Below are 24,022 nucleotides of genomic sequence, written 5' to 3' on the forward strand. Positions count from 1 at the left end.
CCGTAGCCCGGCCGAGCAACGCGACGCCGGGCCCGTACGGAACCCGGCACACGTTCCCCATTAAATCTGCGCCAGCCCGCCATCAACATAAATTTCTGCAGCATTAATAAAGCTCGCGTCGTCAGAAGCCAGGAAAGCGACGGTTTTCGCCACCTCTTCCGGTTCCCCCAGACGGCCCAGCGGCACCCCGGCAGCCAGCGCATCAAACAGCCCCTGTCGATGTTCTTCCGCCACCAGCCCGCCGAGACCCGGCGTGCGGACCGGGCCAGGGCTGACGACATTCACCCGAATACCTCGCCCCTGCAGGTCAAGCGCCCATGAGCGCGCCAGATTGCGCACGGCGGCCTTGCTGGCGCTGTACACGCTGAAGTTGGCGGTCCCTTTCACCGCGGCGGTTGAACCGGTCAGGATAACCGACGCCCCCTGAGTCAACAACGGCAGCGCCTTCTGTACGGTGAACAGCACGCCGCGCACGTTGGTGCCAAAAATACGGTCGAAATGTTCTTCAGTAATCGCCCCCAGCGGCATCATGTCGCCGCCACCGGCGTTGGCGAACAGCACGTCCAGTCTGCCAGATTCGCTGGCAATGGTGGCAAACACGGTATCAAGATCGCTCAGGACGGAAGCGTCAGCGCGAATGCCTGTCGCCGACGGCCCGATTAAAGCCACTGCGGCATCAAGCTCTTCCTGGCGACGACCGGTGATGTACACTTTCGCGCCCTGCGCTGCCAGTTCCCGTGCCGAAGCCAGGCCAATCCCCGTGCTGCCGCCGGTAACCAATGCGATTTTTTCCGCTAATTTTTTGCTCATGATGCACATCCTTAAAATAGGTTAATAAAATCATTTAGTTGCAGCGATTAACTAACTGCTAAGCTCGGAAATCACTCTAACGTGCATCACATAGGCAGAAAAATAGGGCAAAATGAAAAACACTATTCACCTGCATGAATAATGGCAACCGATTACCGGGGAAAAGCGAATAATGGATCAATTTCTAGCCCTCAAAGTTTTTACCCGCGTGGTCGAGGCCAACAGCTTTACCCGCGCGGCAGACTCGCTGAACATGCCGAATGCGACCCTCAGCAAAACGATTCAACTGCTGGAGGCTCATCTCGGCACTCGCCTGCTGCAGCGCACCACACGGCGGATTACCGTCACGCCGGAAGGGCTGGAATACTATGAAAAGGCGCGTCAGCTTTTAGCGGATCTGGAAGCGATCGATAGCGCGTTTAACTCCTCCAGCATCAAACCCAAAGGGCAGTTGCGCATTGCGATAGGCGGTTCCACCGCGCGGGATGTGCTGATACCGCTGCTGGCCGAGTTTATGGCCATCTACCCGGATATCCGCCTTGACCTGCTGGTCGCCGATAAACCCTCGGATCTGATCGGCGGCAATATCGACTGCGCGATTCGCGGCGGGCCGATGGAGGACTCTACGCTTATCGCCCGCAAACTCGGCGAAGCGGCGCTCATCACCTGCGCCACCCCAGGTTATCTTAAACGCTGTGGTACGCCCGCCTATCCGGACGAACTGAAGAACGGGCATCGGCTTATCAGCTATTTATCGCCAGCCAGCGGGCGAGCGTTCCCGTTCCGTTTTAGGCAGGATGGTCAACCGATTGAGATAAAGGCCGAGCATCACCTCGGCATCAATGAGAGCAACGCCCATATCGCCGCCGCCCAGGCGGGTCTCGGCATTGTGCAGACGTTTTCTTATTCGCTGCGCCAGGCATTAGCCAGCGGGGAGTTAGTGGAAATTTTAAGCGAGTGGCGTCCGGCCCCCTATCCTTTCCACGTGGTCTATGCGCAGAACCGCTACGTTCCATCGCGGCTGCGGGTTTTTACCCAGTGGCTAGTTGAGGCTTTTCCGGCGGCGGTAAACGCCTGATGTCGTGGTGATCTATAGACGCTACAGCGACTGCCCCAGCTCATTCAAAAACTGAGCGATAACCTGTTCATTGCGCTTGAAATAGGTCCAGGTGGAGACTCTTTTGCTGGTCAGCAGTCCGGCTTTTTGCAGCTTGCTGAGGTGTGAAGAGATGGTCGGCTGCGACAGCGCCGTTTTCTCCTGGATAAAGCTGGCGCATACACCGTCCTGCTGCGGGTCCAGCAGATGCGGATACCCGGCGAAATGCGCGGCAGGGTCACGCAGCCAGTGCAGGATCTCCCGACGGGTCGGGTTGGAAATCGCTTTCAGAATATCGTCAGTATTTAGCGGCATCAGGCTGGCTACGGTAATGGAGTTGGACGGTACATTAGGCAGCGCGCCGTTAAATGTCAATGCGGGCGACGGCTGCCGCCCGCAGACCACTTAGCTCGCGCTGTACGTTGGGTAGTCGGTGTAGCCAACAGCACTACCGCCAAACAGCGTGTTACGGTCCGCCGGGTTCAGCGGCCAGCCGTTAGCCAGGCGCGCGGGCAGGTCCGGGTTGGCGATAAACGTACGGCCAAAACCGAACAAATCCGCCAGCCCGGCTTGCTGCATCCGCTTCGCCTTCTCGGCGGTATATTTCCCGGCATACATCAGTACCCCGTCGAAGGTCTCACGCAGCGCACGGCAGAATTCTGCCGGTAGATCGGGCGCATTATCCCAGTCCGCTTCGGCGATGGAGAGATAGGCAATCCCCAGCTGATTGAGCTGTTTTGCCGCTGCGATATAAGTGGTAAACGGGTCCGGCTCCACCAGACCAAGGTAGACGCGGTCTTCCGATGTGCTTTCGAACAGCGGCGCAAAGCGCACCCCAACGCGCTCTTTGCCGACAACCCCAATCACCGCCTGAGTCACTTCGCGCAGAAAACGCAGTCGGTTATCCAGCGAGCCACCGTAGACGTCGTCGCGCTGGTTGGTATGCACCGACATAAACTGGTTAATCAGATAGCCGTTAGCGGCATGCAGCTCAATGCCATCAAAGCCCGCCGCCATGGCATTGCGCGCGGCGGTAGCGTACAGCGCCACCAGCTCACGCACTTCATCGGTGCTCAGCGCACGCGGTGCAGACGGCTCTGCCAGCGCCCCCGTCCCCGGCCCGGTTTCAATAAACACTTTCACATTGGTCGCCGGAATCGCCGACGGCGCCACGGGCGCGCCTTCTCCCGGCTGCAGAGAGGTATGAGAGACTCGTCCCACGTGCCAGAGCTGGGCAAAAATCACGCCGCCCTGCTGGTGCACCCGTTCGGTGACTTTTTTCCAGCCCGCTATCTGCTCTGGCGTATAGATACCCGGCGTCCACGCGTAGCCCTGACCACGCGGTTCAATCTGCGTCCCTTCGCTGACCATAAACCCGGCGCTGCTGCGCTGCGCGTAATATTCCGCCATCAGATCGTTGGCAACGTTACCCGGCTGGCTGCTGCGTGAGCGTGTCAGCGGCGGCAGCGCAATGCGGTTTTTTAGCGTGAAGGCACCCAGGGTTAACGGGGTAAAAAGTGCAGTATTTTCCATGACATATTCCATCTTGATAGACGCTCTGGCAGGCAACGATGCCTGCCAGTGATGGAACAAAGCCTATTCTCAATATCGGTACATTGCAATATTTATATATTTCGATATTTGAATTTAAAGCGACAAGTCTTCAGGAGTGCACGCGGATATCGCGGGCATTTTTCTGCGTAAGGGTTGCGTAACCCGCCGTGACGAACAATGATGAAGTCACCCAATGCAACCGACACCGTTAACCGATGCCCAACCGCTACCTGCGCTCGCTTTTCCCGCCGATCGCGCTGTTTTTTATCACCAGCCTACTGACGGGCTGCGTATTAAGCCGCGTCTCAGAGAGCGCCCACGCCAAAGAGGTTGATGAACTGCACGTCGTGGGCATGAGCCTTGACGCCGCTCGCGCCGCCGTCACCCAGCACGGGTATACGTGTAGTCCCTACGCCGAGCGCCATCTCGTCAGCACCGAGGATGGTGACCATCAATGGTTGCAGACAGCGTGCGACAAACAGAGCATGGAAGTGATCTGCCCGCAGATCCGCTCGGTGGTGCTGAACGTCGATCCCACCAGCCAAAAGGTGGTGATGGTCGGCAAAAATATCACCCAGAATGCCTGTTTTTAGCCTCTCGTCGGCGTGACAAGGTTCACTTCGGCAAGCGAACACCCTGTTGACTTATTCTGTAAAAAGATTACTTTTCAGGACATGAAGAAAATACTGATTATCGTCCCCGACGGCGGCATGCTGTTTGAGTCCGCCGGCATTGCCGACATCCTGATGCAGGCCAACCGCCTGCATCCTGAGGGCGCCACCTCCCCTTGCTACCAGGTTCAGCTGGCAACCACCCAGCCGCATCAGGTGATCCACGGCCAGTCCGGCCTCAACCTGCTGGCGGATCATCGCCTGCACGAGATAGACCCCCGTGAGCCCCTCGACACCATTATCATCACCGGCAGAGGCCAGAACGCACAGGAAGGCATTGCGGTGGTGGACTGGCTGCGCCTTGCTGCCCCGCACGCCCGCCGTATTGCCTCAATCTGCGGCGGTGCGATGCTGTTGGCGCAAAGCGGGCTGCTCGACGGCAGACGGGCCACCACCCACTGGAAGCTGCTGGAAACCCTCCAGACGGAACACCCGCAGGTGCGCGTCGAAGGCGGGCCGCTCTATGTTCAGGACGATCATATCTGGACCTCCGGCGGGGTGAGCTCCGGCTTCGACCTGACGCTGGCGCTGGTGGAAGAGGATTACGGCTTTAGTCTGGCACGCGATATCGCCCAGGATTTTGTGATGTATCTCCATCGCCCCGGCAGCCAGCTACAGTTCAGTCGCTACAATCTCCAGCGCACCAGCAGCGTGGGGCCCATCAACGACCTGCTCGCCTGGCTGCTCGATAACCTGACCGCCGACCTCAGCGTCGAAACGCTGGCGGAAAAAGTCGCCATGAGTCCACGTAATTTTACCCGCGTCTTTACCCACGAGACCGGCGCCTCCCCGGCACGCTACGTCGCCGAAGCGCGTCTGGCCGCCGCCCGACAGCGTCTGGAGCAGACCAACGACACGCTGGAGCGAATTGCGCAGCAGACCGGCTTTGGCAGCAGCATCAACCTACGCCGTCTGTTTGAAAAACAGCTGCACCTTACCCCCGGAGAGTACCGCCAGCGTTTCCATTGTCGCAAAATGGCGTAAAGTGATCCTTTTTTGTCGTTTACGCCACATGGTGGCCGGCCTACAGTAACGCCAGAGACAACAGATAAGGAGTGGATCATGGTAAAGGTCGGTATTAACGGTTTTGGCCGTATCGGGCGTAACGTTCTGCGCGCTGCGCTGGGTAACCCGGATATCCAGATTGTGGCAATTAACGATCTGACGGACAGCAAAACGCTGGCGCATCTGCTGAAATATGACTCCCTGCTCGGTACGCTCGCCGCCGAGGTCAGCGCCAGCGAAGGTCAACTGGTGGTGGCAGGTAAACCCATCACCGTCTACAGCGAACGCGACCCGGCGAACATTCCGTGGCGACAGGCTGAAGTCGATATTGTGATTGAAGCCACCGGCTTCTTCACCGAGCGTGACAAAGCGGCGGTGCATATCCACAGCGGCGGCGCAAAACGGGTGATTATCTCCGCGCCCGGTAAGAACGACGATTTAACCATCGTGATGGGGGTGAACGACGGCCTCTACTCGCCGAATAAGCACTACGTGGTGAGTAACGGTAGCTGCACCACCAACGGGCTGGCTCCCGCCGCGCAGGTACTGCATCAACACTTTGGTATCAAGCATGGTCTGATGAACACCACCCACGCCTACACCAACAGCCAGGCGCTGCACGACCAGCCGGAGAAAGATTTGCGCGGGGCCCGCGCCGCCGCGCTGTCGATAGTGCCTTACTCCAGCGGCGCGGCAAAAGCGCTGGGTAAAGTGATCCCCGAACTGGATGGCCGTCTGACGGGCTATTCCCTGCGCGTGCCGGTTCCGGTGGTCTCCATCGTCGACCTGACCGTAACGCTTGAACGTGATGTTACCGTCGAAGAGGTGAACAACGCGTTTCGTGAAGCGGCCGCGAGCGGCCCACTGAAAGGCATTCTGGGCTACAGCGATGAACCGCTGGTATCGAGTGACTACCAGGGCGACCCGCGTTCCTCAATTATCGACGGTCTCTCCACGCTGGTGATTGGCGGTAACATGGTCAAAATCCTGGCGTGGTACGACAACGAATGGGGCTTCTCCAACCGCCTGGTCGACCTGGCGCTGCTGATGGCCAAACGCGAAGCGTAATCCTCGACGTTCGCTACCCACTAAAATCCACGCCTGGCGTGGATTTTTTTATCCCCCGCCCTCGAACCTGTAATATGCTGTTCGTTCTGATACAGACCATTTTCTTATACCTATAAAAGACGGCGCTACCGCGCACGTCGCAGACCGTAACGCAAACCACAGGACAGATGGATGTTAATTCACACCGCCGCCTCGTCACGCCATGAGGCCAGGGCACAATTTCGCGCGGGAGTCGCCGCCTGCTTCCCCACCATTCCCGGCTATTGGAGCATCGGCTTTGCGGCCGGGGCTATCGGCACGCTCTCCGGCTTTACGACCCTGCAAACCGCGCTGCTGGCGAGTCTGCTGTACGCCGGGTCGGCACAGTTTCTTTTCTATTCGCTATGGGCGGCAGGCGCGGAAGTCGCGTCGGTGGTGCTGAGCGTGCTGCTGGTAAACCTGCGCTATCTGCTGATGAGTTCGGCGATGAGCGTCTATTTTCGTGAACACACCACGCTGCAAAAAATCGTCAGCGGCCTGCTGCTGACCGATGAAACCTTCGGCGTGGCGGTGCAGCGTGGCGGTGCGCAAAACAAGGTGTCGTTTGCCTGGATGTTTGGCCTGAACGTGGCCGCCTGGCTGAACTGGATCCTCGCCTGCATCATTGGCGCGGGGCTGGCCTCTGCCCTGCCGCAGGCGCTGATGGAAGGGCTGAGCTTTAGCCTGGTATCGATGTTTATCGGTCTGGTGCTGATGCTGTGGTTTGCCAGTCGTCGTAAATGGCTGGAGTCGTTCAGCATCGCCGTCGCGGCGGTCATTACCCTTGCGATGTCCGGGCATGCCGATACCAGCATCGTGGTGATTGTCGCCGCCTCCGTCGCCGCCACGCTGGCAACGATTGGCCTACGTCTGTCTGGCAAGAAGGAGAGTCAGGATGGAGCGTAATATTCTGCTGGCGATTATCGCCTCGGCACTGGTCACCGCGTTGATGCGTGTGGTGCCGGTGCTGTTGCTATCACGTTTTCGTATGCCGCCTGCGCTGCAACAGTGGCTGAGCTTTATCCCAGCGGCGATTATGTCGGCGATTATTGCCGCGGAACTGGTGGGTAAACCGGCGTTAACCAGCGGCGGGCTGAGCATTTCGCTGCTGGCCGCCGTCGTGGCAACGCTGGTTGGGGCGCTCAGCCGCAGTCTGTTTGCCACGGTGATTGCGGGGATGGCGGCGTTTATGGGGTTGAGCTATTTGCTGGCTTGATTTCATCCCCTCACCCCAAAGGGGCGAGGGAACCGTTTTGAGTCGTTGGTATGTTCTGCTCTTTTCCTTAATCCTGTTGCCGATCGGCCCCCAATCTGCTCGGTCTTTTCGCTAACAGCAAACACCAGAGTGACTGAAACGGCGGAGTCCCCGCTGGAAATCGGCGAGCCGGAGAATGGAAGACAAGGTCAGGACGCCATAGATGGCGGACTGAGGCGAACCGAGACAGGACGTCGAGTTTCGCCGTGCCGCAGGCTGGAGTTCGTAGGCGAGCGCAGTGCGAAGCACCGATTTCCCTGCGGGGCCGCAGGGATTGTTAAGGGGGATGCGGTTATCCCCCTTAACACGTTCACCGGTGAAAAGTCCTCATATTCTACCCAACGTAAAGTGAACGGAACCTTTCACCAAACCGACATGTCATTTAGATTAAGGTTACCGCCCTCCTACTCCGTCGTCACCGGCTTAACCCGCACCCCAGCAAACACCATCACCATCGCCGCCACCAGCAGCACACCGCTAACGGTAAACACACCGCTGGCACCATTGAGATCGAACACCAGACCGCCCCCGGCCGCGCCCGCGCTAATAGCCAACTGGATAGACGCCACCATCAGCCCGCCCGCACTTTCCGCTTCGTCCGGCACGGTCGTGGCAAGCCAGGTTGACCAGCCCACCGGCACCAGCCCAAAGGCGAAGCCCCACAGCGTCACCAGCAGACCGTCAAGCAGCGCCAGATGCCCAAAGGCCACCATCAGCAACGCCAGTACGCCCATGCCGAACGGCACCAGCGCCAGCGTTAGACGCAGGTTGCGTGCCAGCAGGTGCCCAGCAATCGACGTACCGATAAAGTTAGCGAGGCCAAACCCCAGCAGGATCAGCGAAATGGTCTCCACGCTGGCACGCCCTACCGTTTCAAGGAACGGGCGCAGGTAGGTAAAGAAAGCGAAGTGACCGCTAAAGATAAAGATGGTCGCCAACAGCCCGCCAATCATGCCGGGGCGGCGCAGCACGTGCAGCAGTGTCCGCAAACTGCCGCCGTTCTCCGGGCGCATCGACGGTAACACCCACAACTGCCAGAGCAGCGCCAGCACGCCCGGTATCACACAGAGAATAAACACATTGCGCCAGCCAATCAGGCTACCCAGATAGCTGCCCAGCGGGGCCGCAACGACGGTCGCAATCGACACCCCGGCAAAGATAATCGACAGCGCTTTTGGCACATCGCTGGCGGGCACCAGCCGCATGGTAGTGGCGGTCGACATGGCCCAGAATCCGCCAATGGCTACGCCGAGCAGCAGGCGTCCCAACAGCAGCACCTGTAACGACGGTGCAAAGGCCACCAGCAGGCTGGAGACAATTTGCATCAGGGTAAAGAACATCAGCACCCAGCGGCGGTCGAGGCTTTTGGTGGCTGAAGTAATCAGCAGCCCGGTCACCAGCGCGACAAGCGCGGTGGCGGTCACGGTCTGCCCGGCCACGCCTTCGGTCACGCCCAGGCTTGCCGCTATCGGGGTCAGCAGACTGGCAGGCAGAAACTCGGCGGTAATCAACCCAAACACCCCTAGAGCTAGCGCCCATACGGCACGCCAGGCGGGTTTTGCGGGGGCGATGGACCCGCTCTCTGCGACGGATGCATTCATCGGTGAATCTCCTGTTATAAAAATGTGATGGCTGTCGCAAAGGATAGAAAGTTCCGTCGGGACGATCTATGATGGATAATCTTCATTTATTGATAATTCGTCCGGAGTTGCGAAAATGACCCTGAATGCCCCTGATATGATTAGCGAACTGCTGCGCGGCATGCGTCTCTCCGGCGTGAACTATCGCCGTTTTGAAGCCAGCGCACCGTTTGGCGTCTCCTTCGGCGATGTGCCCGGCAAGGCGCAGTTCCATTTTGTCAGTCGCGGGCCTGCCCTATTGCGAATGCAAAGCGGCGCGCGCTTTACCCTGAAGAGCGGCGATGCGGTGTTTATCCCTAACGGCGAGGGGCATGCCCTGCTCTCTGATGAGTCGGCCAACGTGACGCCGATTACCGATTTCCCCAGCGAACCTATCTGCAGCCAGGTGCATGACATCCACTGTCCGTCCTGTCCGGACGCGGAAAACGTGGTCATCTTTACCGGGTGTATGAATTTCGAATTGGGCGGCATGCAGCCGCTGGTGAAAGCGATGCCAGAGGTGATGATGGTCAGCAGCCTGATGTCCGATCGTCCGGAAATCCAGGCGCTGCTGGCGGCGATGGAACGTGAATCACTGGGCCGACAGGTGGGCTTTGCCGGTATTCTTGCCCGTCTTGCTGACGTGGTGGCGGCACTGATCGTTCGTGGCTGGGTGGAGAGTGGCTGTGGTAAAGCCACCGGCTGGATCCAGGTCCTGCGCGACCCGCGCCTGAGCCGGGCCATTTACGCGATGCACCAGCAGCCGGGGGTGAACTGGAGCGTGGCGGACCTCGCCAAAGAGGCGGGCACGTCACGCTCGGTGTTTGCCGAACGCTTTCTCTCGGCGACCGGCACGACGCCGGCAAAATACCTCGGCGAGCTGCGGATGCGGCTGGCTATCCAGTATATCGGCCAGGAGCAGCAGGCCATTGAAACCGTCGCCCTGCGTCTGGGATACGGTTCCGTTGCCGCCTTTAGCCGAGCGTTCAAGCGCGTGGTGGGCCACTCACCGGGGGCGCTGCGCGATGCCGTGCCCGCCGCCGAAGTGATGTGACCCGCACGTTTACAGGTAAGTCACGTTATCAATCTGGCGCTGCGCCTCATCGTTCAGCCCCTGAATATCGAAGCCCGGCATATCACGAATAAACTCGAGGAACGGCGGCGCGATACCGAGCAGCGCCAGATCGGCGGCATGCAGCTGATAGCGGATCGCCTCTTCATCGCCCGCTTTCACCTTTTCCACCCAGTTCGGTTCAATGATCAGCTGATGACCCAGCGCCACCAGGTCAATGCCGCTTTGCATCACCTCTTCCGCCTGCGCCGGGGTGCGGATATTACCCACGGCAATAATCGGTTTACGCGGGCTGACCGCGTTAAGCTGGGTGATAATCGGCGCGGTATTGTGCTTATCACGCAGTGAAGAACGCCAGACCGAGCCCATCGAGACGTGGATATAGTCGAGCGCCGTATCCTGTAATTTGCCGACAAAATATTTGGTGTCATCGAGGGTAATGCCCGGCTCCTCAATCTCTTCCGGCGACAGACGGTAGCCCACGATGAAATCGGCGTTCGCATGCTGCTGTTTCACCTTCATCACCGCCTCAATCACCGCCAGCGGCAGCGCGAGGCGTTTATCCAGCGTGCCGCCCCATTGGTCGGTACGACGGTTGGAGTGCGGCGAGACAAACTGCTGCAGCAAGTAGGTATTGGCGCCATGTAGCTCAATGCCGTCAAACCCGGCTTCGATGGCGCGGCGAGTGGCCTCGGCAAAGTCGTTAATCAGGCTCACCACCTCGTCGGCGGTCAGTTCACGCGGGACTTCTGCCCCGGCGCGCGGCGCGGCAACGGCGCTGGCGCTCACCGGCTGGCGTCCACGGGTGACCCACTGGTTGGTCATTCGCCCGGCGCTAAACATCTGCAGAATCGCTTTCGCCCCGCGTGCTTTAATCGCCTGCGCCAGTTTTGCCAGCCCGGGGATTTTTCCATCATCCTCAACGCCTAATTGCCCTTCGAACCCTTTGCCCTCTTTATTGATATAGGCCACCGGGGTAATAAATAACCCCACGCCGCCAGCACGCTGCTGCATATAGTGAATCTCTTCCGCCGTCACCGAGCCGTCTTCAAAAGACATCTGCTCGGTCATTGGCGGTAACACCACGCGGTTTTTCAGCACGACACCATTAGGCAAGGTCAGGGGTGTTAGAAAACGGTAATCCTTCATGTCTGCTCCAGAATGAAAATAACAGGACCGGGATGGTCATCGATGATTCGCATACTAAAACAAACATTGGGGAATGTGCGTCCCATACCAGGGGCGCACCGGGCGCAGTAAAAGACTACAGGCGGTCAGCGCGCTCCCAGGGCACGCCGAGCGTTTGCCACTCATCAGCAATCAAATCGACAAATCCACGAATGCGCGGCGAGAGATAGCGTTTGCTGGGGTAAATTATCCGAACCGGATCCGGCGGGATCTTAAATTCGGTGAGGATAGCCACCAACGTTCCTTTGGCGATCGCGTCGGCGGCCAGGTAGTCCGGCAACTGGATCACGCCAAAGCCGGAAATCGCCGACGACAGCATCGCCTCTGAACTATCGATATCAATACGCCCCGGCCCTTCATAGACAAATTCGCCCTCCGGGGTGGCATAGCGCCAGCTCCTACGCCGCTCGGCGCTGCGAAAGAAAATGGTATCGTGCTGGCGCAGCGCCTGAGGCGTCGTCGGCGTACCGCGCGCTGCCAGGTAAGCCGGTGACGCGCAGGTGACCATATGTTGGGTGCCGATGGTGCGGGTCAGAATGCGTGAGTCACCTCGGGGTTCGCCAATGCGAATCGCGATATCAAATCCTTCGTCAATCAGATCGACAAAGCGGTCGGTGAACACCACGTCGGCACGTAGCGCGGGCGAGGCGCGTAAGAAGCGATCGATAACCGGCAGAATATGGCGCTGCCCCAGCGAGAGCGGCGCGGTCAGGCGCAGGGTCCCGGTCGGTTTTTCCCGGCGCAGCGCCATCGCGTCGTCCACCGCTTCCAGGTCTTCCAGAATGCGCTTGCAGCGCTCATACATAATGCAGCCTTCTTCAGTCAGGCTGAGCTGGCGCGTGGTACGATTCAGCAAGCGAACGCCTAGCTGGGCCTCAAGGCGGGCGATACTTTTACCAATCGCCGAGCGCGATATACCCACGCTTGTCGTCGCACGAGTGTAGCTTCCGGCGTCGACCGCCGCGATAAAGGCAGTAATATCGCCAATGCGATTCAGTTCCACGATCCCCCCTCAATAGGGGAAAGTTATTCCCCAAATGAGCGGAGTATAGCGGGCGAAAAACGCGCTGAATAGCGAGGAAATAGCGTCCTGCTGTACGTCAGGCTTTGGCATACGGCGATTTGCGCCGGGTGTGCGCCGCGTTTTCCCTGACAGGAACAAATAGCGCCCTGATAACATCATAAAAAATCGGGCTGTTCTTGATATTTAACAGGCTCATTGCATCGCGCTTAATGGCACTAATGCGCTTTTCTGAACGTCCGGTAATCTTCGTTAATAATTCTGGCTTCATGCCCATACTGAGCGACAGCAGAATAAACAGCTCATTATCCGAGAGCGAAAAATAGTGCGCCTGTTCAATTTCATCGCGCGTCTCGACACGTTGTACATCAATCAGCACCTCGCAGTGGTTATTTTTAATACTGTAGACGACCAAACCACCGCACTTGCGCAATAAATAACCCACGATCAGCGGCGAGATGGACTCGGTCAGCACCATTACATTTTTCCGCCTGAAGCGTGCCGCTTCTGCGCCTAACATATCGATCGTCTGACGGATGTCCAAATCGTTAAGAATAACGACATAGTCGAGCACCGCATTATTTAATTTATACTGACGGGAGCCCGAAGATGAGAACGCCAATATCGCCTTAATACCTGAATTAAGAAAAATATTGTCGCTATAACTGACAACCTCCATTTACCCAACTCCATGGTAATAGTAGCCATTGTAAAATGCTAATGAGTATAAGATTTTATTGCAACACAGTGTGATGTCCATAATTGGACCCGTCCCCCAGTCACTGGGAATACCATTTCGGACAACAAAAAAGGATTAATCTCATTCGCAAAAACAAATCAAAAACAATCATTAACATCAGCTATATCATCCGATTTCGGCATGCTATACTTCTTTTCATAATACCAATCGAGAAATAAGACATGTCACAATCAGAGGATCCGTCTCGGCCATTGCATGCTTTTGAGTTTAGTCAACAAACTAAACCGTTAAAGGCTATAATGGATTTACATAAAGTTCTTGCCCCTTTTGGCACCGCCTTTACACTTAACGCCTCCACAAAAATGTTACTGAGTAACGATCGGGAGTCGGCGTTTATTTTGCTGGTGACCACCGGCTGTTTTTCCGTGAGCCACGCCCAGGTGGATCTCCATATGGCCACCGTTTTCGCTCCCACCGTCGTTGGTCTTATTGATGGTTACAGCCTTTACTATGATGTTAAGGCGCGACCGCAGCACTATATTCGTGCGGAAACCGAGTGTACCGGCTGGATTGTGCCGCTGGATCTCTTCGTTGAGAAGTGCGATGAGTTTAATTTATGGCACGATATCGCTCGTATTCTCGCCCAGCGCGTGATGGTCATGAGCGCGCGCGACAGCGAACTGGTCGGTAACGATGCCTATAGCAAAATACGCTCACTACTGATGGAACTCTGGCTCTACCCTGAAGACATACGACTGCAAATTAAAGTCTCGTCGTTTATTCAACGCCGCACCAGAATATCGCGTAGCCGAATTATGGACGTACTCGCTGAGCTGAAAAAAGGAAACTACATTGAAATGAAATCCGGCGTACTGATTGCCATGGATAAATTACCGGTCGCTTTCTGATATTATTGAAAACGATTATCATCAGTAAATATCTTTCCCGCTTCTAATTTTATTGCTTTGCCGGCAAATGCGTCACCCATAAAAAATTCGACGTTAATCAGGTTATCATACATATCGGCGTCGACCCATGAGTTAAGCCAGTGAGTCGCCTGTGTGATATATACTGATAAAGTCTGTCGATTTCCTGTTTGTTGATATTCCACAATCAACGCCAGCGCATGGTCTTTCCTGAGACGTGCCGTCTCCAGCCCACTTTCATGCAGCGCTAACACCTGGCGATAATATTTTTCGGGCGTCTGCTCAAAATACGTTAATACGGACTGCTGGCGTAATGTCGCTAAGAGCGTAAATATCCCCGCACAAACAGCAATCATCATCAACGCCGAAACGTACGGTAACCAGCGACCACGGTACGCTCGTGTGGGCGGCCCGGCGGCGAGGCTGAGCAGTACAATAAACGTGAGCCAGTGCGTCGCCGACTGATAAAACGGATATTCCACCTGGGTATGTAATAGCAATGGCAGCAGGCAGACCAGCAGTGACAGCACCTGGCGATTTGTCGTGCGGAAAAAAATAGTGATACCGCCCCACACCAGCAGCATCAGCCCCAGCAGGGCCACCAGCCCGCCTTCGACCCACCAGTAGAGTAATTCATTGTGCGGATGCGGAATAACCAGACGACCATTGGCAATCGGCATCGCGCGATCGGCAATAAAGTGGCTGAAGTGCCAAACATAACCACCGTAGCCCCACCCCGCAAACGGATGTTGCGCAATCATGTGCAGGGTTTCACGTAATATCATCAGCCGCTGTAGAGTAGAACCATCGTGCTGCGCCAGCGCCTCGCTAAACGAGAGCGGCATCAAGCCCATGCCAATAGCAACGCCCACCGCCGGGGCACCCAGCAACAGCCCGCGCCGCCACAGCGGAGCCGTCCGCCAGTGAAGGCATATCATCCCGACATAAACGCAAATCCCGCTTAGCCAGCCGATGCGGGACAGAATCTCGGTTAGCGCCCAGAACAGGACTATCACCGCCATGCTAATAAGCGCGACCCGCTTGCCCTCTTCTCGAGGATGCTGACAGCGGAATAACGGTGAACCTAGACTGTACAACCACACCGCGCCGCCGCAGGCCAAAAACGACCCGGCAACATTGCGCTGCTGAAAGACGCTGATATTTCCCGGCGCAGCCACAAGCACCTGTTGTTCAAACACCGGAAGGACGTTGGGCAGATGCAACCCCAGCAGGCTATACATCGCCTGAATAAACCCGGCTATCGCCAACAAATAAAGTAGCGTTTGCCGCTGGCGTGCGTTGAATCTCACGTGCGTCAACAACAGTAGCAACAGTACACCTGCCCACAGCGCAGCAAAACGCGGTAACGCATCAAGCCGCCAGTCCGGATTAGGGCTCCACGCCAGCGGCAGGCTCATCAGCAGTACCCCGAGAATGATGCGCCGCGTGCCCGGTGCCACGGTGATGCTCGTGCGGATAAACCTGGGCCAGCCGCAGCACAGCAGAAGCAACATACAAAACCAGACCCACAGTGAGGTCGGCAGTTCACTGCCGCTGCCGCCCATGTTGACGATCGTCAGATGCATCACCAGCAGATAGATCAGCGCCAGCATGGCGACCAGTGGCCAGGCGCTTCGCGCCATCACCGCCCTGTTTTGGATCACCATTGGTCTACCTTAGCGTCTGCGTCTGTATAGGCATCACGCGCCCATAATCATTAATGGTTTGCCATTGCAGCACACAGCGCCCGCCGCTCGGGCAGGCGTTTTTCGCTTCAGTGGCAAACGGTGCCACCATACCCGCGCTCTCCAGCGTCCTACCGTTGACGCGTAGATTAAACAGCGTGACGTAATAGGGCGTCGGGTTGCTGACCAGGGTTTTGCCGCCCTGCACTTTCCACGCCAGCTGGCGGTAGGCCTCTTCTTCACGCCCCTTCAGGCCCACGGGGCGATAAAACAGTTTCATCCGGCTACGAATCGCCACCTGTAAGGCGTTTGCGGGCGGTTTGCTCTGGGTTTCAGGAATACTGGCTACGCTCAACCAGAACAGGCTTTCGCGGTCGTCCGGCAAGTCACCGCCCAGACGCATAATGCGCACAATATTGCTATGCCCAGGCAGCAGCGGAAACAGCGGCGGCGTGGTCATAAACGGCACCTGACGGCTGCTTTTCCCCTGTGCGTCCAGCACCTTTGACAGCACCAGATAGCGCTGCTGAGCGGTATTGTTGACCGTGAAGGTGATACTCGGCTTGTCGGCATCAAAGATAAAACGGGTGCCATCTACGGTGACGCCCGCATGGGCATTAACGCCGAAGGCCAGCAGGGTAAACAGGTGATACTTCATGATGTTCTCCCCGCGCTATTGCCAGGTCAGCGTAAAGGTCGCGGTAGCGTTTGCCGTGCCGCTGGTCACGCTGCTCGCCGTCGCCAAATAGCGGGCGTAAAAGATAAAGGCGTTATCGGTACGCGTCGGATCAATCGTGTAGCGGACAGAGGCCTGATTCAGCGGTAGCCGGGCGTGGTCGGCGCTTTGCAACTCGATGGCAATCCCCTGCGCCGTATCGCTGCCGCTGTCGAGCGCCAGCAGCGTTTTATCCGCCGTGTCTGCCGCCCCACTAAAGGTGAAATCAACGCCGGTCGCTGAGGCACCGCACTGTTGCAAATCGATAATAAAAGCCACCGGCGTCGAGCCGCTGCCTTTGGTGGAGAACTGCTTTGCCGCAACGTCTCCCAGCGGCACGGTCTGCGCCTGAGAGGACGGCGCCACGATGCAGGTGTTGTCCTGAATGGAGCCGCTGACGTAGACGGTGCCGTCATGCGCCTGCGCGCTGGCGGCTGCCAGAAGCAGCAGCGTGAAGATGATTTTCATTACTGGTAGCTCAGATCGAAATACATGACCGACGAAGCGTTTCCGGCGGTGACCGGAATTTTCGTCGCCTGATAGCGCAGGAAAAACGTCAGCGCGTTATTGTCTCCTTCCTGCAGCGACTGGCTGTCGCTGGCGGTGTTAATCGCCACCGTTTTCTTATTGGCATCGAGGATCTCCACGCCAACGCCGGAGGCCATATTGCCTTTCCCGGCGGTATCCGAAAGCGCCAGCAGCTTGCCGTTGTCGCCGTCCGGCGTGCCGCTGAACATCACCGTCGCCCCGGAAATACCGCTGCTGCAGTTTTTCAGGCGGATAACCAGATCGGCGGTTGACGATACGTCGCCCGCCGTGTGAAAAGTGTTGCTACTGAAGTTGCCAATAAAAATGGTTTGCAGGGTGTCGGCGGTTTCCACATCGCAGGTAGACGCCACCACCGTGCCGCTCATGTCGATTTCGACGCCGTTATTCGCCGCCTGAACCGTTGCCACGCTCAGCGCCCATCCAATGACCGCCAGCCCGCACCGCCGTTTGCCGTTGTTCATTACCGCTCCTTAGTTAAAATCGACCACGATATAGGCCTGCGCATGGAACACCCCCTGCTGCGGTTTCTTACCCGTGGCGCTAATGGGCGAGACGGTAAACGGCACCGTCGCGACGTAGTCCTGCAGCTGGAACGGGATGGTGCCGGTGTTGGGCACGATCACGTTGCCGAGAATATCGGTAAACTGCACCGCGATATCGCTGTTGTCGGTGGCAATCGCCGTCGGTTCATTCGTGTCAGCCTGCCCCTGAAAACGGAAGCTCAAGCTCGCCATTTCGCTCACGCCGCCCGCGCACTTCACCGGCACCTGTCGGCTCACCGGGGTGAAGCCCGCTGGCTTTTGTCCTTTGGTTTTGAAGTTCCCCGAGGAGAGCGTGCCGAAGTCGATGGTAATCACCTGGTTACCGTTCACTTCGCAGCTCTGCGGCACGGTGATCGAGCCGCTAAACGAGATGGTATAAACCGCCGTGCCGAACGACCCGCCGCTGCTGCGGTTGATATAGACGTTGAACAGCCGCGTCTGCGGGATGGTGACGTTGCCGACAAAGGGTTTGGCGATTTTTATCTGCAGCGTGATGTTAGAGTCCGACACGGGGAAATTGCAGCCGTCGGATACGCAGCCGTCCTGGCCCATTCTGGCGTAGTTGGCCGGGGCGTAAACGTCCCCGGCAACGGCATCGGTCACCCTCAGCGCCCCCTCGAGGTAGTCGTTGAGCCGGAGGTATTTCCAGTTGCCAGAGGTCTCCACTACCGGGTAGTTCGAGACGTAGGAACGATAGGTGTAGTTGTTTCTGTTAGAGACCACCTTCGGGCACTTCGCATTCATATGAATATCGCCAGAGCGCACGACCTGCGTGGTTTTCCCCGCCACGTTGGTATCCGCCGTCAGCGCAGTTGTCACATCAAAGTTTTCGTTCTGCGTTGACCCGGTGGCATTGGAACAGCTGTCCGACGAAACGGCAAACGCCGTGCTGGTCGCACTCATCAGCAGCAAGCTCAACAGCACATTTATCAGTGTTTTCATGGTTATTTCCGCAGCGTTAATGGCAGGTTTCCGCCATCCGGTTAAATGTCGTCATCTGGTCGGCCGAGAGCTGATAGGCCACCGAGCAGCGTTTATCGTCCTCTTGTCCCCACTGCACCATCAGCGTGCCGGACGGCGGTAGGCCGGAAAGATAAACCTGCCCGTCATCGCCCACCAGGCTGCTCTGCTGGCTGTCGTTGACCGTCACCGTGGAACCAAAAGGCACCGGCTTATTGAGATGGCGAAGGGTCATCAGTACGCGGGCGCCGATATGGGCGTTAAACGCCGCGCGCACCATCGCCCCCTGCGTTGGCACCACGTTGACCACCGCATCGTCGATATCGACGTTTTGCCCCATTGAGTTGGTGTCCAACGCCACACGATTCTGCCGATAGGTGGTGGCATACGGCACCACCGCATAGCCGCGCCAATCGGTCTTAATCCCAGTGGTGTTCTCCAGCGCCACGCCCGCTGCACCCGGCGCTTTCACCAGAATATTGGTGTCGCCCAGCGGCTGGCTCAACGTGACGCCGTTGCGATGAACCACGATGCCGCCACTCATGCCGTAGTTGCGCTGGTGATAACCGTCGCTGTAGTTGTAACCGGCTTCCACGTTGCCGTAGGTACCCTGATAGCTGAGGCTGGCGTTGCCGCTGTCGCCGGTGCCATGGTTGCCGTAGCTCTCCTGCACGTTGTAGTTCAGGTTGTTCTCAGCAAGCAACGTGCCGTTGACCCCGGCGGTCTGCGAGGTTTTGCCGTGGCGGTCGGTACTCATGTTGTACGAGGCGTTAAGCGTGTTCGCCGCATGGTAGACGTCGGCGTTACCGCGCCCGGCGAGCCATTCGCCAATCGGCAGCGAGACGTTAAAGGCATAAACCTGGTCAGCCTCGCGCTCTCCCGGCGAGCGGTCGTAGTTCCACGTCAGGCCGAAGGAGATAGCGTTCCATCTGCCGTTGTAGCCAATCTGAATAAGCTTGTCAGTTTCATCGGTATGCCAGTAGCTCTGCTCGGAGCCGGTGATAAACAGCGAACCGTTGTCACCCACCGACTGCGAAACGTTGATCTGCACTTTGCCTTTTTTGGTGTAGTAGAGGTTGTAGAAATCGGTCCACTGCGGCTTATCCTGCTGGCCGTCATGGTCGTCATCCTGAAAACCGTCATCCCCGGTGTACCCCGCCATATGCTGGTAGGTCGTTTCATCAAGGGTGTAAAAACCCTGCGTCGAATAGCGATAGCCCAGCAGCTGGAAGTTGGTGCCCAGCGAGTTCAACGCTTTGGCGTACAGAAAACGCACGGACTGCCCTTCGTGCTGGCTACCGTCCACCAGCGTACTCTTGGCCTGGGTGATATCGGTGGATACCGCCCCCAGGTCGCCCATATTGAGGCCAATACCCAGCGCAAACGCTCGATAGTCTGCCGATGCCTGGCTGCCGCCGTAGACGGTAAACCCCTTTGGTAACCCCCAGATAAGCGTGCCCTGCGCGAAGTCCACTTCGTCCTGCTGATCGTTGCTGCTGCGGTATTTCCCGGCGGTCAGCGCGTACTTGAGTCGCCCTTCACGCTGGAGCAGCGGCACCGCTGAATAGGGTACCGTGTAGCTATTTTCGCTGCCGTCCGTCTCCTGCACCGTCACCTGCAAATCGCCGCTTGATGAAGTGGGATAGAGATCCTTGATAGCAAACGCCCCTGGCGACACGTAGGTCTGGTAGATGACGTAGCCGTTCTGTTTGATGGTGACTTTGGCGTTGCTGCGGGCGATACCACGCACGGTCGGCGCAAAGCCTTTGAGGCTGTCGGGCAGCATATTGTCATCCGAGACAATCTGCGCGCCACGAAAGCCCAGCGAATCAAACACATCCGACGGCGTATAGCTTTCGCCCAGCGTCAATTCGGCCTTTAATGGGACGATCGTTCGTTCAACGTAGGTGCTGATATGCTGCCATTCGTTCTGCGTGTTGCCTTCGCCATGGCTGTAATTCCAGGTGGAGTAATCACGCAGACGCCAGGCCCCGAGGTTCAGGCCGCTTTGCAGGTTCAGGTAATAGCTGTCCTGGCTGCTGGTGCCGCCGCTGTTGCTGCCGGAAAAGTCATAGTTCAGGGTCATGGCGTTAATGCCCTGATCCCACTGTTCCGGCGGAATATAGCCGCGCGCGCTCTGCTTCATCCCGGCCTGCGGAATGCTGATATCGAGCTTCTGGTGTTCAAAATCAAAACGGGTGCTGCCGTCAGGAATGGCGTCAAACGGGACGCACTGGTCGGCAGGCAGCGCTTTAAGCGCCGGAAAGGCGTTCGGGTTAAGCCCCATTGCTTCAAGACGCGTCAGGGTAAAGCACGGCGACAACCCGGTATCGTCCTGACTTTTCTTATCCGCTTTAAAGTCGACGTCCTCGCTGGAAATAAACTGCTGGTTGATATAAATATCAACCCGATATTTTCCCGGCACCTGCCCGTTGCTGTTTTCAAAACGCGACAGGTCCGCTACCGCAGAATTATCACCGACAAGAAACGCCGGGTTAAAATAGTTATCCGCGCAGGCCGTATACGGAATAGCGCTCAGCGCCGCCGGTAAAATAACGGTAAAGCCGTACTTTGGGCAACGCAAAGCCCGTGCGATGGCCTGAGCGGCATAGCAGTTACGAAGTGTCATTATTTCGCCGACCTGTTCCGCGGGTTATTCCATGACCGCATGTTGTTTCGGCGTATTCGCGCCGTAATCATTCACCGTCTGAAAAGTGATGGCACCGTGCGCCGTTGACGGCACGGCGAGGCTGCTCTGCCCTAATGGCGGAACCATCGTGGCCGGAAGCGCAGCGGTGCCTTCAGTCAGCGCCACCAGGGTCACGTAGTACGGCGTGGGGTTTTTAATCGTCAGCTGCGAGCCAGCCTGATGAAAACGCAACTGCGCAGGCGCGTCGGCGGACGGCATCGTCAGCCCTTTCGGGCGTACAAACAGCTTGATGCGGTTCAACACGGCGATTTGCAGCGTATTTTTATTTTGTGCCTCTTTACTGGCGGCCGGAATGGCTTTCACGTTCATCCAGTACAGACTTTCACGGTCTTGAGGTAAAGATATATCCTGGCCGATATACATCACCCGCAGGGTATTTTCTTTTTTCGGCTTAATCACAAACAGCGGCGGCGTCACCACAAAATCGCTGCTCTTTTTATTATCGACATTTTCTACCCACGACTGAATTAAAAAGATGCCCTGACTATCGGTATTATTAACCGATAACGAAATCTGCTCGCTACCCTGAGGATAGATAACCCGCGTAGCACCAAGCGCAATACCACCATAGTCAGCCGCCTGGGCACGCGGCGAGAATAACGGCAGGCTGGCGAACATCAGCACCATCGCCCATAAGCCGGTTCGGGAAAAAATAGACATGAGTTACCTTTAAATAAAATGCGTCCGCCGCGGCGGAATAATTACATATAGGTCAGCGTGAACCAGGCTTGTGCATCTGCTTCGCCAGGCGAAACGTTGTCTGCAGTAGCCCGATATTTGGCGACAAAATTAAGCACGTTGGTGTCATCTTTCAGCGTGGTAAAAAACTGCGGTGCCGTATTGGGGACAACCGCATTGCCACTGCTATCAAAGATGCCGATGCCCACGTGGGCCGCACTGCCCGCCCCGCTGGTCACCGCCAGTACCGTAGGATCTTTCTCGTCGGTCACACCGTTAAACGCCACCCCAACCTGTTGGCTGATGGTGATGTCACAGTCCTTTAGCACAATGGTGAACGGCTGCGGGCTTCCCCAGGTGCCGATACCACCAAACAGGCTGGAACGCATCTGCCCCATGTCCACCGTCTGCGCATCGCTGTTGGTATCCACCGCGCAGGCCGCTTCCACTACCGCGCCGGTAAAATGCACGTCACCGCCGGGAACGGTGACCACGTGGTGATTACCGGCCCAGGCCAGCGGCATCAGGCCATTTAGCAGCAGCGCCAGGCCCGGTTGCGATAGTTTCATCCCGACTCCTCATTCACAAAATTGCCGTCCGTGGCGTAAGCCATCCCTGAAACGTTACTCGTAGGTGACGTTGAAGGTCGCCGTCGCGTCGACGTTACCGGCAGTCAGCGTGCTAGCGGTGGTGATGTAGTCCGCAGAGAAGCTCATGACGTTATCGCCGTCGATAAGGGTGGCGGCTTTCGATGCTTTGCCCAGATCCAGCGCGGAGCCGTCGGTGTCATAAATCTGCACGCCTACGCCCTGCGCGCCGCCCGCACCGGCCATGTTGTCCAGTACGCCAGCGCTGCCTTCCGCCGCCGCGCCGTTAAAGGTCACGGTTGCCTGCGTAGACACCTGAGTGTCGCAGTCGGTCAGCGTGATGCTGAACGGGGTTTTCTGGTTTGCCGCCGTGCCCACCGACGGTTGCTCGCCGAAGGCTGCGAGGCGAACCTGCCCCATATCAACGGTTTTGTTGACCGAGTCTTGCGCAACGGCACAGGCGGCGTTTACCACCGAACCGGTAAAGTGAACCGAGCCACCGGTTACCGTAGTTGGGCCGGTCGCATCGCTGGAACCGCCCATTGCCATTGCCGAACCACCCACCATCATTAATGCCAGCGTCAGTCCTTTAACCGTTAAATTTTTCATTTTCATTGCCTTTGGGTTGTCAAAATTAATATTTCCCTGATGTTTAAGACAAAATAGGGGAACGTTCCCATTTAATAAATTAAATAGTCTGCAAAGCAATTATTGAATTGGATAATTTTTCTCGCAGCAATCGCCAGTAATAATATTTTGTCATCAGATCGTCCTGACCTGATGGCGCAGATTATCCACAATAGGACTATTGGTTTACAACGCCGTTTTTTTCCGATAGTGGACAGTTATTTTTGTATGAATTGTTGCTTCATTTGAAGAAGCAAGCTTAATGAAATGATTTTAAAGAGAAAAACCAATGTTACGCTTTGTTAATTTTATGTACAGCTAACTACTAAGTGGTATTCGCGTGATGACAACAAATAACGTTTCAGCGGTAGATAATATTTTTTAATTTATAGCGTGAAATAAGTTAAATCGACACAGAATAAGCGTAAATAAACATGCATTTTTAATTTATAAAAATGTCAGCAGCGTCTTCATCGCAAAAGATATTTTTACTTAGCGGTGGCTTACTATTTTAGTCGGGTATTCTCGTCTGACAGACGAGAATATGAGCAACAGAACGCGTCAAGCGCCTCCACTCCAGCTGGGAGAGAAGGCGGTGGTAGGATATTACTTAAAAATAGCTAATGGTGACTTCCCGCAACTCCGGATGGCCTGATAACGCTTTCTGGCTCACCGTACCATAATGCTGCATAAAGGGCGCATTGCCTGACGCAGGCATGGCGACCTGGTGAACCTCATTTTTTCCATCGCGATAGCAGCTCACCTGCATGATTTGTGCCTGGGGAACCACATTACAGCCACCTTCAACAATCTTACCAATAAAGTGAATTTTTCCTGAGGTAGCGCGAGTTTGTGCCAATAGCGGGGAGGATAACGTTAAAGCGGCAAGCGCCAGGCAGATTGCATGAACGGTTTTCATTTTCAGACCTCACATCCTGTGAGCAATTATCGGTATCGCGAGCGTCT

Annotated in this window: 25 protein-coding genes; 8 read left to right on the forward strand and 17 right to left on the reverse strand. The window is 56.7% G+C overall.

Translation table 11 applies throughout. The features are described 5' to 3' along the window. Positions 1-60: 60 nt before the first annotated feature. A complete protein-coding gene (locus V6944_RS00065; protein ID WP_333497421.1) occupies positions 61-810 on the reverse strand; it encodes an SDR family NAD(P)-dependent oxidoreductase in 750 nt (249 codons plus the stop codon). A gap of 172 nt (positions 811-982) precedes the next feature. Here V6944_RS00065 and V6944_RS00070 point away from each other — a divergent pair, with 172 nt between their 5' ends. Continuing rightward, entirely contained in the window at positions 983-1,888 is a 906-nt protein-coding gene (locus tag V6944_RS00070; protein ID WP_333497422.1) for a LysR family transcriptional regulator, read from the forward strand. A gap of 21 nt (positions 1,889-1,909) precedes the next feature. Here the strand turns inward: V6944_RS00070 and V6944_RS00075 are convergent, their stop codons facing one another. Beyond that, positions 1,910-2,281 carry an ArsR/SmtB family transcription factor gene (locus V6944_RS00075; protein ID WP_333497423.1) on the reverse strand — a complete coding sequence of 124 codons (372 nt, stop codon included), beginning with the start codon at positions 2,279-2,281 and terminating at the stop codon, positions 1,910-1,912. Between the two features lie 30 nt (positions 2,282-2,311). Next, positions 2,312-3,439 carry an alkene reductase gene (locus V6944_RS00080; protein WP_333497424.1) on the reverse strand — a complete coding sequence of 376 codons (1,128 nt, stop codon included), beginning with the start codon at positions 3,437-3,439 and terminating at the stop codon, positions 2,312-2,314. 236 nt (positions 3,440-3,675) lie between these two features. Here V6944_RS00080 and V6944_RS00085 point away from each other — a divergent pair, with 236 nt between their 5' ends. The 5 genes from V6944_RS00085 to V6944_RS00105 all read left to right on the forward strand — a co-directional run bounded on the left by V6944_RS00085 (position 3,676) and on the right by V6944_RS00105 (position 7,438). Continuing rightward, entirely contained in the window at positions 3,676-4,053 is a 378-nt protein-coding gene (locus V6944_RS00085) for a hypothetical protein (protein WP_333497425.1), read from the forward strand. An 81-nt stretch (positions 4,054-4,134) separates the two neighbouring features. Next, on the forward strand, positions 4,135-5,115 hold the full coding sequence (locus tag V6944_RS00090) for a GlxA family transcriptional regulator (protein WP_333497426.1): 981 nt from the start codon (positions 4,135-4,137) through the stop codon (positions 5,113-5,115). A 78-nt stretch (positions 5,116-5,193) separates the two neighbouring features. Then, the gene (gene gap / locus V6944_RS00095) at positions 5,194-6,204 is read left to right on the forward strand and encodes a type I glyceraldehyde-3-phosphate dehydrogenase (RefSeq protein ID WP_333497427.1); all 1,011 of its coding nucleotides are present in this window, start codon (positions 5,194-5,196) and stop codon (positions 6,202-6,204) included. Between the two features lie 171 nt (positions 6,205-6,375). Continuing rightward, entirely contained in the window at positions 6,376-7,128 is a 753-nt protein-coding gene (locus tag V6944_RS00100) for an AzlC family ABC transporter permease (protein ID WP_333497428.1), read from the forward strand. Then, positions 7,118-7,438: an AzlD domain-containing protein gene (locus V6944_RS00105; RefSeq protein ID WP_185667723.1), complete on the forward strand. Its 321-nt coding sequence runs from the start codon at positions 7,118-7,120 to the stop codon at positions 7,436-7,438. Before V6944_RS00100 ends, V6944_RS00105 begins: the two co-directional genes overlap by 11 nt. A gap of 443 nt (positions 7,439-7,881) precedes the next feature. Here V6944_RS00105 and V6944_RS00110 read toward each other — a convergent pair whose 3' ends face one another. Beyond that, positions 7,882-9,078: an MFS transporter gene (locus tag V6944_RS00110; RefSeq protein ID WP_333497429.1), complete on the reverse strand. Its 1,197-nt coding sequence runs from the start codon at positions 9,076-9,078 to the stop codon at positions 7,882-7,884. A 115-nt stretch (positions 9,079-9,193) separates the two neighbouring features. On the opposite strand from V6944_RS00110, the gene V6944_RS00115 reads away from it, so the two are divergent. Beyond that, positions 9,194-10,150, forward strand: a complete 957-nt coding sequence (locus V6944_RS00115) for an AraC family transcriptional regulator (RefSeq protein WP_220439200.1) — start codon at positions 9,194-9,196, stop codon at positions 10,148-10,150. A gap of 9 nt (positions 10,151-10,159) precedes the next feature. Here V6944_RS00115 and V6944_RS00120 read toward each other — a convergent pair whose 3' ends face one another. From V6944_RS00120 to V6944_RS00130, 3 genes are all read right to left on the reverse strand, one after another. After that, positions 10,160-11,317, reverse strand: a complete 1,158-nt coding sequence (locus V6944_RS00120; protein WP_333497430.1) for an NADH-dependent flavin oxidoreductase — start codon at positions 11,315-11,317, stop codon at positions 10,160-10,162. 115 nt (positions 11,318-11,432) lie between these two features. Further along, entirely contained in the window at positions 11,433-12,359 is a 927-nt protein-coding gene (locus V6944_RS00125; RefSeq protein ID WP_333497431.1) for a LysR family transcriptional regulator, read from the reverse strand. A gap of 97 nt (positions 12,360-12,456) precedes the next feature. Further along, positions 12,457-13,056, reverse strand: a complete 600-nt coding sequence (locus V6944_RS00130; RefSeq protein ID WP_333497432.1) for a hypothetical protein — start codon at positions 13,054-13,056, stop codon at positions 12,457-12,459. Positions 13,057-13,298: 242 nt separating this feature from the next. Between V6944_RS00130 and V6944_RS00135 the strand changes: the two genes are divergently transcribed. Next, positions 13,299-13,985 (forward strand): helix-turn-helix domain-containing protein, encoded by a 687-nt coding sequence (locus V6944_RS00135; RefSeq protein WP_442910710.1) that lies wholly within the window; start codon positions 13,299-13,301, stop codon positions 13,983-13,985. A gap of 2 nt (positions 13,986-13,987) precedes the next feature. Here V6944_RS00135 and V6944_RS00140 read toward each other — a convergent pair whose 3' ends face one another. From V6944_RS00140 to V6944_RS00185, 10 genes are all read right to left on the reverse strand, one after another. Beyond that, positions 13,988-15,670, reverse strand: coding sequence for a PglL family O-oligosaccharyltransferase (locus V6944_RS00140; protein WP_333497434.1), 1,683 nt, complete (start codon positions 15,668-15,670; stop codon positions 13,988-13,990). Positions 15,671-15,674: 4 nt separating this feature from the next. Then, positions 15,675-16,346 (reverse strand): fimbrial biogenesis chaperone, encoded by a 672-nt coding sequence (locus V6944_RS00145; protein ID WP_333497435.1) that lies wholly within the window; start codon positions 16,344-16,346, stop codon positions 15,675-15,677. Positions 16,347-16,361: 15 nt separating this feature from the next. Next, on the reverse strand, positions 16,362-16,871 hold the full coding sequence (locus V6944_RS00150) for a fimbrial protein (protein WP_333497436.1): 510 nt from the start codon (positions 16,869-16,871) through the stop codon (positions 16,362-16,364). Continuing rightward, the gene (locus V6944_RS00155; RefSeq protein ID WP_333497437.1) at positions 16,871-17,413 is read right to left on the reverse strand and encodes a fimbrial protein; all 543 of its coding nucleotides are present in this window, start codon (positions 17,411-17,413) and stop codon (positions 16,871-16,873) included. Before V6944_RS00155 ends, V6944_RS00150 begins: the two co-directional genes overlap by 1 nt. A gap of 9 nt (positions 17,414-17,422) precedes the next feature. After that, a complete protein-coding gene (locus V6944_RS00160) occupies positions 17,423-18,436 on the reverse strand; it encodes a fimbrial protein (protein WP_333497438.1) in 1,014 nt (337 codons plus the stop codon). A 16-nt stretch (positions 18,437-18,452) separates the two neighbouring features. Then, positions 18,453-21,083, reverse strand: a complete 2,631-nt coding sequence (locus tag V6944_RS00165; RefSeq protein WP_333497439.1) for a fimbrial biogenesis usher protein — start codon at positions 21,081-21,083, stop codon at positions 18,453-18,455. A 24-nt stretch (positions 21,084-21,107) separates the two neighbouring features. Continuing rightward, complete coding sequence (locus V6944_RS00170; RefSeq protein ID WP_333497440.1) at positions 21,108-21,824, reverse strand: fimbria/pilus periplasmic chaperone; 717 nt, start codon at positions 21,822-21,824, stop codon at positions 21,108-21,110. A gap of 41 nt (positions 21,825-21,865) precedes the next feature. Next, complete coding sequence (locus tag V6944_RS00175) at positions 21,866-22,411, reverse strand: fimbrial protein (RefSeq protein WP_333497441.1); 546 nt, start codon at positions 22,409-22,411, stop codon at positions 21,866-21,868. A gap of 54 nt (positions 22,412-22,465) precedes the next feature. Next, positions 22,466-23,038 (reverse strand): fimbrial protein, encoded by a 573-nt coding sequence (locus tag V6944_RS00180; RefSeq protein WP_333497442.1) that lies wholly within the window; start codon positions 23,036-23,038, stop codon positions 22,466-22,468. A gap of 628 nt (positions 23,039-23,666) precedes the next feature. Beyond that, complete coding sequence (locus V6944_RS00185; RefSeq protein WP_333497443.1) at positions 23,667-23,975, reverse strand: hypothetical protein; 309 nt, start codon at positions 23,973-23,975, stop codon at positions 23,667-23,669. Between the last annotated feature and the right edge of the window lie 47 nt (positions 23,976-24,022).

Origin of the sequence: Kluyvera sp. CHPC 1.2972, assembly GCF_036759925.1 — a bacterium.
GTDB lineage: Bacteria > Pseudomonadota > Gammaproteobacteria > Enterobacterales > Enterobacteriaceae > Kluyvera.